Origin of the sequence: Diaphorobacter sp. J5-51 (assembly GCF_001023515.1) — a bacterium.
GTDB classification, from domain to species: Bacteria; Pseudomonadota; Gammaproteobacteria; order Burkholderiales; family Burkholderiaceae_C; genus Diaphorobacter; species Diaphorobacter nitroreducens.
The window spans coordinates 1-15103 of record NZ_JSYI01000055.1; the positions used below are offsets into that span (position 1 = coordinate 1).

The 15103-nt window shown below is 67.0% G+C and carries 12 protein-coding genes and 1 pseudogene; 9 read left to right on the top strand and 4 right to left on the bottom strand.

All coding sequences use genetic code 11. The annotated features are described in order from the left end of the window. Positions 1-250 (bottom strand): annotated as a pseudogene (locus tag OX89_RS08085) (hypothetical protein); the annotation flags it as partial. 4 nt (positions 251-254) lie between these two features. Further along, on the bottom strand, positions 255-1961 hold the full coding sequence (locus OX89_RS08090; RefSeq protein WP_047350243.1) for an ExeA family protein: 1707 nt from the start codon (positions 1959-1961) through the stop codon (positions 255-257). A gap of 224 nt (positions 1962-2185) precedes the next feature. Between OX89_RS08090 and OX89_RS08095 the strand changes: the two genes are divergently transcribed. From OX89_RS08095 to OX89_RS08135, 9 genes are all read left to right on the top strand, one after another. Further along, positions 2186-4120 carry a long-chain fatty acid--CoA ligase gene (locus OX89_RS08095; RefSeq protein ID WP_041835859.1) on the top strand — a complete coding sequence of 645 codons (1935 nt, stop codon included), beginning with the start codon at positions 2186-2188 and terminating at the stop codon, positions 4118-4120. A gap of 22 nt (positions 4121-4142) precedes the next feature. Beyond that, positions 4143-4928, top strand: a complete 786-nt coding sequence (locus OX89_RS08100; protein ID WP_011803929.1) for an ABC transporter ATP-binding protein — start codon at positions 4143-4145, stop codon at positions 4926-4928. A 10-nt stretch (positions 4929-4938) separates the two neighbouring features. Beyond that, positions 4939-5868: a branched-chain amino acid ABC transporter permease gene (locus tag OX89_RS08105; protein ID WP_012655498.1), complete on the top strand. Its 930-nt coding sequence runs from the start codon at positions 4939-4941 to the stop codon at positions 5866-5868. Between the two features lie 118 nt (positions 5869-5986). After that, positions 5987-7063 carry a branched-chain amino acid ABC transporter permease gene (locus tag OX89_RS08110; protein WP_047350244.1) on the top strand — a complete coding sequence of 359 codons (1077 nt, stop codon included), beginning with the start codon at positions 5987-5989 and terminating at the stop codon, positions 7061-7063. Between the two features lie 76 nt (positions 7064-7139). Next, on the top strand, positions 7140-8465 hold the full coding sequence (locus OX89_RS08115) for an ABC transporter substrate-binding protein (RefSeq protein ID WP_047350245.1): 1326 nt from the start codon (positions 7140-7142) through the stop codon (positions 8463-8465). Positions 8466-8661: 196 nt separating this feature from the next. Further along, complete coding sequence (locus tag OX89_RS08120; RefSeq protein ID WP_047350246.1) at positions 8662-9471, top strand: ABC transporter ATP-binding protein; 810 nt, start codon at positions 8662-8664, stop codon at positions 9469-9471. Positions 9472-9563: 92 nt separating this feature from the next. Next, a complete protein-coding gene (locus tag OX89_RS08125) occupies positions 9564-10811 on the top strand; it encodes a phenylacetate--CoA ligase family protein (RefSeq protein ID WP_047350247.1) in 1248 nt (415 codons plus the stop codon). 191 nt (positions 10812-11002) lie between these two features. Next, entirely contained in the window at positions 11003-11992 is a 990-nt protein-coding gene (locus OX89_RS08130; protein ID WP_011803923.1) for a tripartite tricarboxylate transporter substrate-binding protein, read from the top strand. A 165-nt stretch (positions 11993-12157) separates the two neighbouring features. Then, entirely contained in the window at positions 12158-13195 is a 1038-nt protein-coding gene (locus OX89_RS08135) for a tripartite tricarboxylate transporter substrate binding protein (protein ID WP_047350248.1), read from the top strand. Positions 13196-13232: 37 nt separating this feature from the next. On the opposite strand, the gene OX89_RS08140 is transcribed toward OX89_RS08135, so the two are convergent. Both OX89_RS08140 and OX89_RS08145 read right to left on the bottom strand, forming a co-directional pair. Next, positions 13233-13556 (bottom strand): DUF1840 domain-containing protein, encoded by a 324-nt coding sequence (locus OX89_RS08140; protein ID WP_011803921.1) that lies wholly within the window; start codon positions 13554-13556, stop codon positions 13233-13235. 20 nt (positions 13557-13576) lie between these two features. Beyond that, positions 13577-14860: a class I SAM-dependent methyltransferase gene (locus OX89_RS08145; RefSeq protein WP_011803920.1), complete on the bottom strand. Its 1284-nt coding sequence runs from the start codon at positions 14858-14860 to the stop codon at positions 13577-13579. Between the last annotated feature and the right edge of the window lie 243 nt (positions 14861-15103).

Genomic DNA, 15103 nt, shown 5'->3' on the forward strand with positions numbered 1-15103 from the left:
GTATGGCGGGTGCAGGCGCAGGCACCACCGCGGCCACCGTCGCACTGGGCGCACGCACCAGCCACCAGGCGCCGGCTGCCGCCCCTACGCCCGCCAGCGCTGCAAGCACCATCCAGGGCAGCCCCCGCGCCGGTGCGGCGCGCTGCACGGTGGGCACCGCCACGGGCGACGTGGGGGTATGCAGGCCGGGCACGCTGCCACGGCCGCGCTCGGCCTGGGCGCGCCGCAGCGCATCAAGAATGTAGGACATGGGTTCAGGCTCCGCTGAGCAAACGCGGCTCCGGCACGCCTGCGGCGCGGTTGAGCAACATCAGGGTCAAGGGACCAGCGCGGCCATCGGGCGTGAGGCCCTGGCCCAGCTGAAATTGGTGGATGCGCGCGCGGCGCGCGGCGGGCGTTGCGGTACGGGCTGCGGCGGTGCCCGCGCCGGCGGCCGCCAGTTGCTGGTCCAGCCAGGCGGCGCCCGCGACAGTGGCTGTGACGTCGCCCGAATCGGCCAGCTCGGCAGGGGCCTTCCACAGCGTGGCAACCTCGCCGCGCCACAGCGGCGCAAGCTCCGTCACGCGCACCTGCAGCGTCTGGCCCTGAACGCCTTCCAGCGTGGCGGTGCCGTCATCCAGCCGGCGCAGCAAGACCGCCACCTCAGGCGCCAGGGCCTCGCCCTGCGCATCGCCCTCGGCGGGCCGCAGCATCAGCAGCACGGGCCGGTCGAGCTGGCGCAGCAGGTTCAGGCTGGCGCGGCGGCTGCGGTAGCAGCGCAGGCCTTCGGGCGCCAGCGCGGCGCAGGGGTCCGTGGCGCCGTCGGGCACGCTCGCCTGCCACTGCCGGGCCAGCGCCTGCCATGCCGCCGGCGCCTGCGCCACGGGCTGGATGGCCAGGAACTGCGCCAACGTCGGCGGGAGGGCCGGCGCGTCGGGTGCAGAAGCAGCCGAGGCGGGGGATGACGCGGGCACGGCCGCAGCCGACGCGGCGATGGCCGACCTCTGTGTCTGTGCCTGCGCCTGTGTGGAGCCGGCGCCACCATCTGCGAGCGGCCACCAGCCCAGGGCCCAGGCCAGCCCGCCCAGCGCCGCCGCGCCCACCAGCCCACCGGTTCCAGCGGCCAGCCAGCGCCCCGCCGTGCCCGGGCGCGCCGTGGCGGGCGCATCGAACACCTCGCGCGCGGCGCGGCGCACCATGGCATCGGTCACCTCGCGCACACCCGCGCCGTAAGCACCCAGCAGTGCACGGTCGCACAGCAGGTTGATGCGCCGCGGCACGCCACCCGTGAGCGCGTGCACGCGCGCCAGCGCCCGCTGCTGAAAAGGCAGCGGCCCTTGCAACCCGGCCACGGCCAGGCGGTGGGCGATGTACTGGCGTGTTTCGTCGGCGCTCAAGGCGTCCAGGTGGTAGCGCGCGATCACGCGCTGCGCGAGCTGCTCCAGCTCCGGCGCCGCCACCATCGCACGCAGCTCGGGCTGGCCGATGAGGATGATCTGCAGCAGCTTGCGCTCGCTGGTCTCGAGGTTGGTGAGCAGGCGCAGTTGTTCCAGCACATCGGGTGCGAGGTTCTGCGCCTCGTCGATGATGAGCACGTTGTTGCGCCCCGCCGCGTGCTGCTGCAGCAAGAAGTCGTTGAGCGGGTCCAGGCAGTCCTTCACGGTCTCCGCCCCCGGTATGGCGGGGCGGTGCGCCACGCCGAATTCGTCGCAGATGGAGCGCAGCAGCTCAGGCACCGTGAGCTTCGGATTGAAGATGTAAGCAACGTTGCACTGCGGCGGAATCTGTTCCAGGAAGCAGCGGCACACCGTGGTCTTGCCGGTGCCGATCTCGCCCGTGAGCAGCACGAAGCCGCCGCCCGCATCCAGGCCGTACAGCAGGTGGGCCAGGGCTTCGCGATGGCGCTCGCTCATGAAGAGGTAGCGCGGGTCGGGCGCGATGGAAAAAGGCGGGTGTTCGAGTCCGAAGAACGGGGCGTACATGGCGGCGAGCATAGCGCCCTCGCCTGTCGCGCCCATGAACCCCTCAGCTCCCCGCGATCACCACCTGTCGAGGGCGGTCAGGGTTAGACCCCTGAGGACTAACCCTTGAATTGTCATCGCAAAGACAAGATAACGTCAAAGTCGTTCCTACCATTGGTTGCAAACCGGCAGCGGACTTCGTGTTTCCCGTGCGCTGCCCTCCACAGACCCTGATAGGAACCGGAATGAAGACCACATTCCCCCATCTACTGCTGCAGCACGCCGCCCAGCGCCCCGACGCTGCAGCACTGCGCGAGAAAGAATATGGCATCTGGCAGACTTGGAGCTGGAAGGACGCCGCGGCCGAGGTGCGCCACATGGCCTGCGGGCTGCTGTCGCTGGGCTTTGCCAAGGGCCAGAACCTGGCGCTGATCAGCGACAACCGGCCACACCTGTACATGGGCTTCGTGGCCGTGCAAAGCGTGGGGGGCGTGCCGATTCCGCTGTACCAGGACGCCGTGGCCGCTGAGATGACCTTCGTCATCCAGGACGCGGAGATTGCCTTCGCGTTTGCCGAAAACCAGGAACAGGTGGACAAGCTGCTGGAAGTGCGCGAATCGGTATCCGGTATCCAGCACATCATCTACGACGACCCGCGCGGCCTGCGCCACTACGACCAGCCGGGCCTCATCAGCACCGCGCAGTTGGTGGCGCGCGGCGCCGAGTGGGACAAGGCCCACCCCGGCGCATGGGATGCACTGGTGGAGCAGATCGACCCGCAGGACGTGTCGGTGATCCTCTACACCTCGGGCACCACGGGCAAGCCCAAGGGCGTGTGCCAGACGCATGCCAGCTTCATCGCCTCTGCGCAAGGCGCGGTGGAGGTGGACCGCCTGGGCCCGCAGGACAACGTGATTTCCTACCTGCCCCCGGCGTGGGTGGGGGACCACCTGTTCTCGCTCGCGCAGTGGATGGTGGCCGGCTTCACCATCAACTGCCCCGAGTCGGCCAGCACCGTCTCCATCGACCTGCGCGAGATCGGCCCCACCTACTACTTCGCCCCGCCGCGCGTGTTCGAAGGCATGCTGACGTCGGTCTCCATCCGCATGGAAGACGCCGCTGCGCCCAAGCGCTGGCTGTTCGAGAAATGCATGCAGCTGGCGCGCCGCGTGGGCTCCGACCTCCTGGACGGCAAGCCCGTGGGCGCAATTGACCGCCTCAAGTACCGCCTGGCCGATCTCGCCATCTACGGACCGCTGCGCAACGTGATGGGCCTGTCGCGCATCCGCGTGGCCTACACGGCAGGCGCGGCCATCGGGCCCGACCTGTTCCGCTTCTTCCGCTCCATCGGCATCAACCTCAAGCAGCTCTACGGTCAGACGGAAACCTGCGCCTACGTCTGCCTGCAGCGCGATGGCCAGGTGGACCTGAACACCGTGGGCCAGGCGGCCCCCGGCATCGAGCTGAAGATCGCCGACAACGGCGAGGTGCTGGTCAAGGGCGTGTCGGTGCTCAAGGAGTACTACAAGCGGCCCGACGCCACCGCCGAGGTGATCGACGCCGAAGGCTACTTCCACACCGGCGATGCCGGCGTGATCGACGCCAACGGCCAGCTGCGCATCATCGACCGCGCCAAAGACGTGGGCAAGACGGCCAGCGGCGCCATGTTCGCGCCCAACTACATCGAAAACAAGCTCAAGTTCTTCCCGCACATCAAGGAAGCCGTCTGCTTCGGCAACCAGCGCGATCAGGTCTGTGCCTTCATCAACATCGACTACGAGGCCGTGGGCAACTGGGCCGAGCGCCAGGGCATCCCTTACGGCGGCTATGTGGACCTGGCCTCCAAGCCCAAGGTGATCGAGCTGATCGCCGACTGCATCTCGCAGGTGAACGCCGACCTGGCCGCCGAAGCCGGCATGGCCGACACGCAGGTCGCGCGCTTCCTGGTGCTGCACAAGGAGCTGGACCCCGACGACGACGAACTGACCCGCACACGCAAGGTGCGCCGCAATTTCATCGCCGAGAAGTACGGCGTGCTGGTGGATGCGCTGTACACGGGCAAGGCCGAGCAGTTCATCGAAACGCAGGTGAAGTTCGAGGACGGGCGCAAGGGCAGCGTGAGCGCCACGCTGAAGATCACCGACGCCAAGACCTTCCCCGCCACCCGGGCGGCCGCCTGACACGCAACGAGGCAGCAGACACATGACCAGCAAGAAGATTGGCGACGTCATCCTCGACGTCAAGAACATCAGCCTGCGGTTCGGCGGCGTCAAGGCGCTCACCGACATCTCATTCAACGTGCGCGAGCACGAGATCCGCTCGATCATCGGCCCCAACGGCGCGGGCAAGAGCTCCATGCTCAACTGCATCAACGGGGTGTACACGCCGTCCGAGGGCTCCATCACCTTCCGCGGCCAGACCTTCGGCCACATGAACAGCCGCCAGGTCGCCGAGATGGGCATCGCGCGCACCTTCCAGAACCTGGCGTTGTTCAAGGGCATGAGCGTGATCGACAACATCATGACCGGGCGCAACCTCAAGATCAAAAGCAACCTGCTCCTGCAGGCACTGCGCATCGGACCGGCCGAGCGCGAGGAGATCGCCCACCGCGAGAAGGTCGAACACATCATCGACTTCCTGGAGATCCAGGCGCACCGCAAGACCCCCGTCGGCCAGCTGCCCTACGGCCTGCAAAAGCGCGTGGACTTGGGCCGGGCCCTCGCCATGGAACCCCAGGTGCTGCTGCTCGATGAACCCATGGCCGGCATGAACGTGGAGGAGAAGCAGGACATGTGCCGCTTCATCCTGGATGTGAACGACGAGTTCGGCACCACCATCGTCCTCATCGAACACGACATGGGCGTGGTGATGGACATCAGCGACCGCGTCGTGGTGCTGGACTACGGCAAAAAGATCGGCGACGGCGCGCCGGACGAAGTGCGCAACAACGAAGACGTGATTCGAGCCTACCTGGGCACCAGCCACTGAGGGCAAGCAAATGGCATTCTTTCTCGAAACCCTGATCGGCGGCCTGATGGCCGGCATGCTCTACGCGCTGGTGGCACTCGGCTTCGTGCTGATCTTCAAGGCCTCGGGCGTCTTCAACTTCGCGCAGGGTGCCATGGTGCTGTTCGCGGCCCTGGCCATGGCGCGCTTTGCCGAGTGGATCCCGGAGTGGACCGGCATCAGCAACCCCATCGTGGCCAATCTGGCCGCCTTCCTGATCGCGGGCCTGTGCATGTTCGCAGTGGCCTGGTTCATCGAGCGCCTGGTGCTGCGCCACCTCGTGAACCAGGAAGGCGCCACGCTGCTCATGGCCACGCTGGGCATCACCTACTTCCTGGAAGGCCTGGGCCAGACCTTCTTCGGCAGCGACATCTACAAGATCGACATCGGCATGCCCAAGGACCCGGTGTTCCTGCTGGACACCGTGTTCGAGGGCGGCGTGCTCGTGAACAAGGAAGACGTGATTGCCGCAGGCATTGCCGCCGCCCTGGTGGTGGTGCTGAGCATCTTCTTTCAAAAGACCAAGACCGGCCGCGCATTGCGCGCCGTGGCCGACGACCACCAGGCGGCGCAGTCCATCGGCATCCCGCTCAACCACATCTGGGTCATCGTGTGGTGTGTCGCCGGTGTCGTGGCACTGGTGGCCGGGATGATCTGGGGCTCCAAGCTGGGCGTGCAGTTCTCGCTGACCACGGTGGCGCTGCGCGCGCTGCCGGTGGTGATCCTGGGCGGCCTGACCTCGGTGCCGGGCGCCATCATCGGCGGGCTGATCATCGGCGTGGGCGAGAAGCTCTCCGAGGTGTACCTGGGCCCCTTCGTGGGCGGCGGCATCGAGATCTGGTTTGCCTACGTGCTGGCCCTCGTGTTCCTGCTGTTCCGGCCCCAAGGTTTGTTCGGCGAGAAGATCATCGATCGCGTATGACATACGCAATCAACCCGCAGGGTTCTTCGCCGCAGGCGAAGGATGGTCTTCCGGCGAGGGCACACAGTGCCCGCAGCCAAAAGATCATCGCCCTTGGTTGAAAGATTTGGAGTAAATAATGTTCTACCGCGAAAACGGCCAGTTCAAGACCACCTACAAGGCCGACCAGCAGATCTTTCCCATCACCCAGGACCGCATCGCCATCCTGCTGCTGTTGGCTGTGGCCTTCGTGGCGGTGCCCGCGATGGCGTCGGACTACTTCTACCGCGCCATCCTGATCCCGCTGGTCATCATGTCCATGGCCGCGCTGGGCGTGAACATCCTCGTGGGCTACTGCGGGCAGATCTCGCTGGGCTCGGGCGCCTTCATGGCGGTGGGCGCCTACGGGGCCTTCAACTTCTTCGTGCGCTTCCCCGGGATGCCGCTGGTCGCGGCCCTCATCCTGGGCGGGCTGTGCGCCACGTTCTTCGGCATCCTGTTCGGGCTACCCAGCCTGCGCGTGAAAGGGCTATACCTGGCCGTGGCCACGCTGGCGGCGCAGTTCTTCAGCGACTGGATGTTCCTGCGCATCAAATGGTTCACCAACAATTCCGACTCCGGCTCGGTCTCGGTCAGCAACCTGCAGGTCTTCGGCATGCCGCTGGACAGCGCCATGGCCAAGTACCTGTTCTGCCTGACGCTCCTGGTGGTCGTGGCCCTGCTGGCCAAGAACCTGGTGCGCGGCGCCATCGGCCGCGAATGGATGGCCATCCGCGACATGGACGTGGCCGCCGCGGTGATCGGCATCCGCCCGATGTACGCCAAGCTCAGCGCCTTCGCTGTCAGCTCCTTCATCGTCGGCATGGCGGGCGCGCTGTGGGCCTTCGTGCACCTGGGTTCGTGGGAGCCGGCGGCGTTCTCGGTCGAGATGTCGTTCCGCCTGCTGTTCATGGTCATCATCGGCGGCATGGGCTCCATCATGGGCGCGTTCTTCGGCGCGGCCTTCATCGTGGTGCTGCCCATCTTCCTGAACCAGTTCCTGCCCGCGGTGGCCGGCCTGTTCGGCGTGGACATCTCCACCGCCGCCGTGTCGCATGCGGAACTGATGATCTTCGGCGCGCTGATCGTGTGGTTCCTCATCGTGGAGCCCCACGGCCTGGCCAAGCTGTGGTCCATCGGCAAGCAGAAGATGCGCGTGTGGCCCTTCCCCCATTGATGCCATTGCAAGGTGTGTTCCGCGCCGACCGGCGCAATTCAGGCGACGTTCCATCCAACCACAAGGAGACAAGACCATGAAATTCACCCGACTCGCTGCGGCCGCCACGGTGGCCTGCACCCTGGCCGGCTTTGCAGGCGCCGCCGCCGCCCAGGCCAAGGAACAGTTCTTCCCCCTGCTGTCGTACCGCACGGGCCCCTACGCACCCAACGGCGTGCCATGGGCCAACGGCAAGCAGGACTACATCAAGATGATCAACGCGCGCGACGGCGGCGTCAACGGCGTGAAGCTCACGTTCGAGGAATGCGAGACGGGCTACGCCACCGACCGCGGCGTGGAGTGCTACGAGCGCCTCAAGAGCCGCCCGGGCGTGTCCCTGTTCGACCCGCAGGCCACCGGCATCACCTTCGCGCTGACCGAGAAGGCGCCCGTGGACAAGATCCCGCTGATGACGCTGGGCTACGGCCTGTCGGTCGCGCAGGACGGCATGGCGTTCAAGTGGAACTTCCCCTACATGGGCAGCTACTGGACCGGTGCCGACATCCTGATCCAGCACATCGGCAAGAACGCCGGCGGCCTGGACAAGCTCAAGGGCAAGAAGATCGCGCTGGTCTACCACGACAGCCCGTTCGGCAAGGAGCCGATCCCGCTGCTGCAGGAGCGCTCCAAGATGCACGGCTTCGAGCTGCAGATGCTGCCCGTGACCGCGCCCGGCGTGGAGCAGAAGGCCACCTGGCTGCAGGTGCGCCAGAGCCGCCCCGACTACGTGCTGCTGTGGGGCTGGGGCGTGATGAACTCCACCGCCCTGAAGGAAGCCCAGGCCACCGGCTACCCGCGCGACAAGATGTACGGCGTGTGGTGGGCCGGTGCCGAGCCGGACGTGCGCGACGTGGGCGATGGCGCCAAGGGCTACCACGCACTGGCGCTCAACGGCCATGGCACGCAGTCCAAGGTCATGCAGGACATCCTCAAGCACGTGCACGGCGCCAACCAGGGCACGGGCCCCAAGGACGAAGTGGGCTCGGTGCTGTACACGCGCGGCGTGATCATCCAGATGCTGGGCGTGGAGGCCGTGCGCCGCGCGCAGGAGCGCTTCGGCAAGGGCAAGGTCATGACCGGCGAGCAGGTGCGTTGGGGCATGGAAAACCTGGCGCTGGACCAGAAGAAACTGGACGCGCTGGGCTTCACCGACCTGATGCGCCCGCTGTCCACCAGCTGCGCGGACCACATGGGTTCCACCTGGGCCCGCGTGCACACCTGGGACGGCAAGCAGTGGAAGTTCTCGTCCGACTGGTACCAGGCCGATGAGCAGGTCATCAAGCCCATGGTCAAGGCCGGCGCGGACAAGTACCTCGCCGACAAGAAGATGTCCCGCCGCGAAGCGGGCGACTGCCAGTCCTAAGGACGTCCCCTGAGGCGCTGCGCGCCATCGCCCTTCTGCTCGGGAAGGGGGGTGGCGCCGGTGGTCGGGCAAGACCCGTTCCACGGCGCCTGCTGGCGCGGGTTGCGCCAGGTTCAAGCGGCTGCGCAGGGCAGCCGCCAATCGAGAGGGCTGTGGCGACAGCCCTGCCGATTGGCACCACTACAAGGGCAAGGCTATGGAGTCCAGAAACATCGTTCTCAGCGTCAATGGCATCGAGGTCATCTACAACCATGTGATCCTGGTGCTCAAGGGCGTGTCGCTGCAACTGCCCGAGAAGGGCATCGTCGCCCTGCTGGGCGGCAACGGCGCGGGCAAGACGACCACGCTGCGCGCGATCTCCAACCTGCTCAAGGGCGAGCGCGGCGAGGTCACCAAGGGCAGCATCGAGCTGCGCGGCGAGCAGATCCAGAACCTCTCGCCCGCCGACCTGGTCAAGCGCGGCGTGGTGCAGGTCATGGAGGGGCGCCACTGCTTCGCCCACCTGACCATCGAGGAAAACCTGCTCACCGGCGCCTACACCCGCACCGACAAGGCCGAGATCGCGGCCAACCTGGAGAAGGTCTACAACTACTTCCCGCGCCTGAAGACGCGGCGCACCAGCCAGGCGGCCTACACCTCGGGTGGCGAGCAGCAGATGTGCGCCATCGGCCGGGCCATCATGTGCAACCCCTCCATCGTGCTGCTGGACGAGCCCTCGATGGGCCTGGCGCCGCAGATCGTGGAAGAGGTGTTCAACATCGTGAAGGACCTCAATGCCAAGGAAGGCACCACCTTCCTGCTGGCCGAGCAGAACACCAACATGGCGCTGAAGTACGCCGACTACGGCTACATCATGGAAAGCGGCCGCATCGTCATGGACGGCGCCGCGCAGGACCTGGCCAGCAACGAAGACGTGAAAGAGTTCTACCTGGGCGTCGGCGGTGGCGAACGCAAGAGCTTCAAGGACGTCAAGAGCTACAAGCGCCGCAAGCGCTGGCTGGCCTAATTACTCTCAAATTAATAGCTGCTAGCGCTTGACAGACAAGCGCTGGAGGCCGATTTTGCCCTAAACCTCTCCCAACGACAGGAGACCCAGGCATGAGCATGTTCTACGACGCCCTGGAAACCCGCGCCCCCGCCGAGCGCGAAGCCGCCCTCATGGCGGCCCTGCCCCGGCAGATCGCCCACGCCCAGCAGGCCAGCCCCGCCTTCGCCGACATCCTGGCGGGCGTGGACGCCACCACCATCACCCACCGCGCCGCGCTGGCCCGCCTGCCCGTCACGCGCAAGTACGAACTGCTGGAGCGCCAGCAGGCACAGCGCGGCCAGAATGCGTTCGGCGGCTTCAGCGCCCTGGCATTCGGGCGCCACATGCCCCGCGTGTTCGCCAGCCCCGGCACCATCTATGAACCCGAGGGCGCGCGGCCGGACTACTGGCGCATGGCACGCGCCATGTATGCCGCGGGGTTTCGCCCCGGCGAGCTGATCCACAACAGCTTCAGCTACCACTTCGTGCCTGCCGGCTCGATGATGGAGACTGGCGCCCACGCACTGGGCTGCACGGTCTTTCCGGGCGGCACGGGGCAGACCGAGCAGCAGGTGCAGGCCATGGCCGAGCTGCGCCCGGCCGGCTACATCGGCACGCCCAGCTTCCTGAAGATCATCCTCGACAAGGCCCACGAACACGGCGTGGCGCTGCCCAGCGTGACCAAGGCGCTGGTCTCGGGCGAGGCCTTCCCGCCCTCGCTGCGCGACTGGCTGGCCGCGCGCGGCGTGACGGGCTACCAGTGCTACGCCACGGCAGACCTGGGCCTGATCGCCTATGAGACCAGCGCGCGCGAAGGCCTGGTGCTGGACGAGGGCGTGATCGTCGAGATCGTGCGCCCGGGCACCGGCGACCCGGTGCCCGAGGGCGAAGTGGGCGAGCTGGTCATCACCACGCTGAACCCCGACTACCCGCTGATCCGCTTCGGCACCGGCGACCTGTCGGCCGTACTGCCGGGCCAGTGCCCCACGGGCCGCACCAACACCCGCATCAAGGGCTGGATGGGCCGCGCGGACCAGACCACCAAAGTGCGCGGCATGTTCGTGCACCCCGGCCAGATTGCCAGCGTGGTCAAGCGCTTCCCCCAGGTGCAGCGCGCGCGGCTGGTGGTCAGCGGCGAGATGGCCAACGACCAGATGGTGCTGCAGGTGGAGACCACGGAAACCGCCGCAGGCATGGCCCAGCAACTGGCCGAAGCGCTGCGCGAAGTGACCAAGCTGCGCGGCGACGTGCAGATGGTGCCTCCCGGCAGCCTGCCCAACGACGGCAAGGTCATCGAAGACGCGCGCAGCTACCGCTGATGCCCCGCGGGGCGGCCGGCCGGCGCCGTGCGTCGCCACGGCGTCGTGCGCGGCACACAAGCCGCCCGCAGCCGCGTCAACCCCCTGGGGTCAAACGTCGCCCATTTGTCAGGCGGTGCGGCCTCGGGGGTTTCCTTGATGTCCGGCACGCCGTTTCTCTCTATGATTGCGCCTCTTTTCCAAGGAGCATCATGAGAACGACATTCAAGATCGCCGTGGGAGCGGCCGCCATCCTGGCTGCATTCGGCGCATCCGCCCAGGCCTATCCGGTCAAGGACAAGAACATCACCATCGTCGTGCCCTTCTCGGCCGGCGGCCCCACCGACCGCGTGGCCCGTGACCTGGCAGAGGCCCTGCGCAAGCCCCTGGGCGGTGCCACGGTCGTCGTCGAAAACGCCGCCGGTGCAGGCAGCACCATTGGCGCAGCCAAGGTGGCCCGTGCACAGCCGGACGGCTACACCCTGCTGCTGAACCACATCGGCATGGCCACCATCCCCACGCTGTACCGCAAGCTGTCGTTCAACGTGTTGAACGACTTCGAGTTCCTGGGCATCGTCAACGACGTGCCCATGACCATCATCTCGCGCCCGACGCTGGAGGCCAAGAACTACAAGGAATTGGCCACCTGGATTGCGCAGAACAAGGAAAAGGTGAACCTGGGCCACTCCGGCCTGGGCTCGGCCGGCCATCTGTGCGGCCTGATGTTCCAGCACGCGCTGCAGTCGCACATGACGCCCGTGGCCTACAAGGGCGCGGCGCCCGCCATCACCGACCTGATTGGCGGCCAGATCGACCTGATGTGCGACCAGACCACCAACACCACGACGCAGATCGAGGGCAAGAAGGTCAAGGCCTTTGCCGTGACCACCAACCAGCGCCTGACGATGCCGTCGCTCAAGGACTTGCCGACGCTGCAGGAAAGCGGCCTGAAAGACTTCAACGTCTCCGTCTGGCATGGCCTGTATGCCCCCAAGGGCACGCCCGCCGCCGTGCTGACGCGCATCAACGAAGCGCTGCAAGTGGCCGTGAAGGATCCTGACTTCATCAAGAAGCAGGAAGGCCTGGGCGCCGTGGTGGTGGCCGACAAGCGCGTGCTGCCGGCCGAACACAAGAAGTTCGTGCAGTCTGAAATCGAAAAGTGGGGCATGGTGATCAAGGCAGCCGGCACTTACGCCGACTGATCTGCGCCAGCGCGGCGGGCGCGTCCGTCTGCCCGCCTTTCCTGCCAACGCCCGGTGCCCGCGCACCGGGCGTTTTTTCATGGGAACTGCGGGTAATCCTGCTGCCCCTGCGCGGCTGCGGCGCCTACAACCGAAGCCTTCTTTCACGCTTTTTGGAAAGACCGCATGCCGCACACATCCACCCCACGCCGCACCCCACCGCGCCGCCAGGCCCTGCACGCCATCGCGGCGCTTCTTGCATTGGGCCTGGGCGCCACGGGCGCCGCGTATGCCCAAGCCAGCCCATGGCCGGCCAAGCCGGTCCGCATCGTGGTGCCGTTCGCCGCCGGGGGTACCACCGACATCCTGGCGCGCGCCATTGCGCCCGAGCTGGGCAAGGCCTTTGGCCAGCAGTTCATCGTGGACAACCGCGGCGGCGCGGGAGGCAACATCGGTGCCGAACTGGTGGCCAGGTCCGCCCCTGACGGATACACGCTGCTGATGGGCACCGTGGGCACGCATGGCATCAACCGCGCGCTGTACAAGCAGTTGCCCTACGACCCGATCAAGGACTTCGCGCCCGTCACGCTTGTCGCGTCGGTGCCCAACGTGATGGTCATGAACACCGAGAAGGCGCGCAGCCTGGGCATCAACAACGTGCAGGACTTCATCCGCTATGCCCAAGCCAACCCGGGCAAGCTCAACATGGCGTCCAGCGGCAACGGCACCTCGATCCACCTGGCCGGCGAGCTGTTCAAGAGCATGACCGGCACCTACATGCTGCACATGCCCTACCGCGGGTCTGCGCCCGCGCTGCTGGACATGGTGGGCGGCAACATGGACGTGATGTTCGACAACCTGCCCTCCTCCATGGCCCATATCAAGGGCGGCAAGCTCAAGGCGCTGGCGGTCACCAGCGCGAAACGCTCCACCGCCCTGCCCGACGTCCCCACGGTGGAAGAGGCCGGCGGCCCCGCGCTCAAGGGCTTCGAAGCCAGTTCATGGTTCGGACTGCTGGCGCCCGCGGGCACGCCGGCCGACATCGTCCAGCGCGTCCAGCAGGAGGTGGCCAAGGCGCTGGCCACCCCTGCCGTCAAGGAGCGACTGCTGTCCCAGGGAGCGATTCCCGGCGGCAATACCAGCGCCGAATTTGCCAGCCTGATCGACCGCGAGCACCGCAAGTGGGCGCAGGTGGTGAAGGCGTCGGGCGCGAAGGTGGATTGAAGAGCGGATGCGCGCGCCCGCCAGGGCGCGCTGCGCGTCACCAGACCACGTCGCAATCCTCGGCGGCGCTGCGGCGCAGCATGTCGATGAAGGGCGCCGCGCGCTGGCGCAGGCGCACGCCGTCGCCGCGAGGGGCCTCTTCCTCGGTCTGATCGTCCTCGTCCGGGGCGGTGGCCGCTGCAGCGGCCTCTTCAACCGCTACCGCCTCTTCCAACGCGCGGATGGCGGCAGGAATCTGCGCGGCGGTGATGATGCCGTGCGGCTCATTCGGCGACTTGCCGATGATCTCCAGCAGCTGTTTGCCATTGGGCTCCAGCATGATGACGTCGGCGGTGGCGCGGGATTTGAATTTGAAAAGCATCGAAGTTCCAGGACAAAGGATCAGTGGGTGGCCGCAGGGCCTTCGTACATGTAGGCGCGGCTGAAAGGATAGTCGGACTGCGCACCCTTGAGCACGCCATCTTCCACGTGGCCCGTGGGCCGCACGGCCAGCATCTGGTGCAGCGCGGTCCAGCCGCGCTCGAAGGCCAGGGCGCAGCCCGCCAGGTACAGCCGGTAGGCGCGCAGCGCCTTCTCGCCGCGTTCCTTGCCGTGCTGCGCGACCAGCACGCTGCGCGCCTCGTCCTGACGGGCCTCCAGCGCATCCGACCAGGCCCACAGCGTGCGGGCGTAGTGGGGGCGCAGGTTCTCCGTGTCCACCATCTCCAGCCCGGCCCGGGCCATGTCGTGCAGCACCGCGCTCACATGCAGTAGTTCGCCGCCGGGGAAGATGTAGCGCTCGATGAAATCGCCCAAGCCGGCGCCCAGCCGGGGGTTGTCCAGCCCGCCCGACGTGATGCCGTGGTTGAGCAGCAGGCCGCCCGGGCGCAGCAGACGGTGCACGGTGGCGAAGTACCGCTCCATCTGCGAACGGCCCACATGTTCGAACATGCCGACCGAGGCAATCTTGTCGAACGGCTGCTCCACCTGCAGTTCGCGGTAGTCCAGCAACTGCATGCGCACACGACCCTGCAGGCCGCGCTCCGCGATGAGCCGCTGCACATGCGCATGCTGGTTGCGCGACAGCGTGATGCCCGTGGCGTCCACACCATACTCCTGCGCGGCCCACAGCAGCAGCCCGCCCCAGCCGGCGCCAATGTCCAGAAAGCGGTCGCCGGGACGCAGCAGGAGCTTGCGGCAGATGTGGTCCAGCTTGGCCTCCTGTGCCTGGGCCAAGCTCATGTCAGGCGTGCGGTAATAGGCGCAGGAATAGACGCGCCGCGGGTCCAGCCACAGGGCGTAGAAGTCGTCGGACAGGTCGTAGTGGAACTGGATATTGCGTGCGTCATGGGACAGGGTGTGCGCCGCCATCGAACGCGCACGCAGCAACACGCGCTGCCACCCAGTCGCCGGTCCCTCGTGCGTGGGGTTCTGCTTGAGCAGCGCCGCGGCCGCCGTCATCAACTGGCGCATGCTGCCTTCCAACGCTACGCGGCCTTCGACGATGGCCGCGCCCACGTTGCCAATCTCGCCCATGGCCAGGGCCACCACGGCCATGCGGTCGCGAAAACGCAACCGCAGGTCGGCATTGGCGTCACCCAGGCGCGCGCCGTCGGGCAGTTCGACAGCCACCCCTACAGGGGAAAGCGCCAGGCTGGCCTCCAGGGAGTGGAGCAGATGCTTCATGACATGTCCCTCGGTCTCCATGACAACTGCCATTCTTGAAGGGCGCGGGCAGGCCCGTCAATGGGCGCTGGCCGACATGCCGGCAAGGTGCTGTCTGACAGGTGCCGCGCGCACCGCCACCGGCAATGGCGCGGCAAAATTGCGGTGGATGTCCCGCCAGACATGCGCCACCAGCTCATTTATTAATAGCATATTTGGTATCACGGCTGGCACACCCCTCGGCCTTGGAAGGGCGCTCGCGGC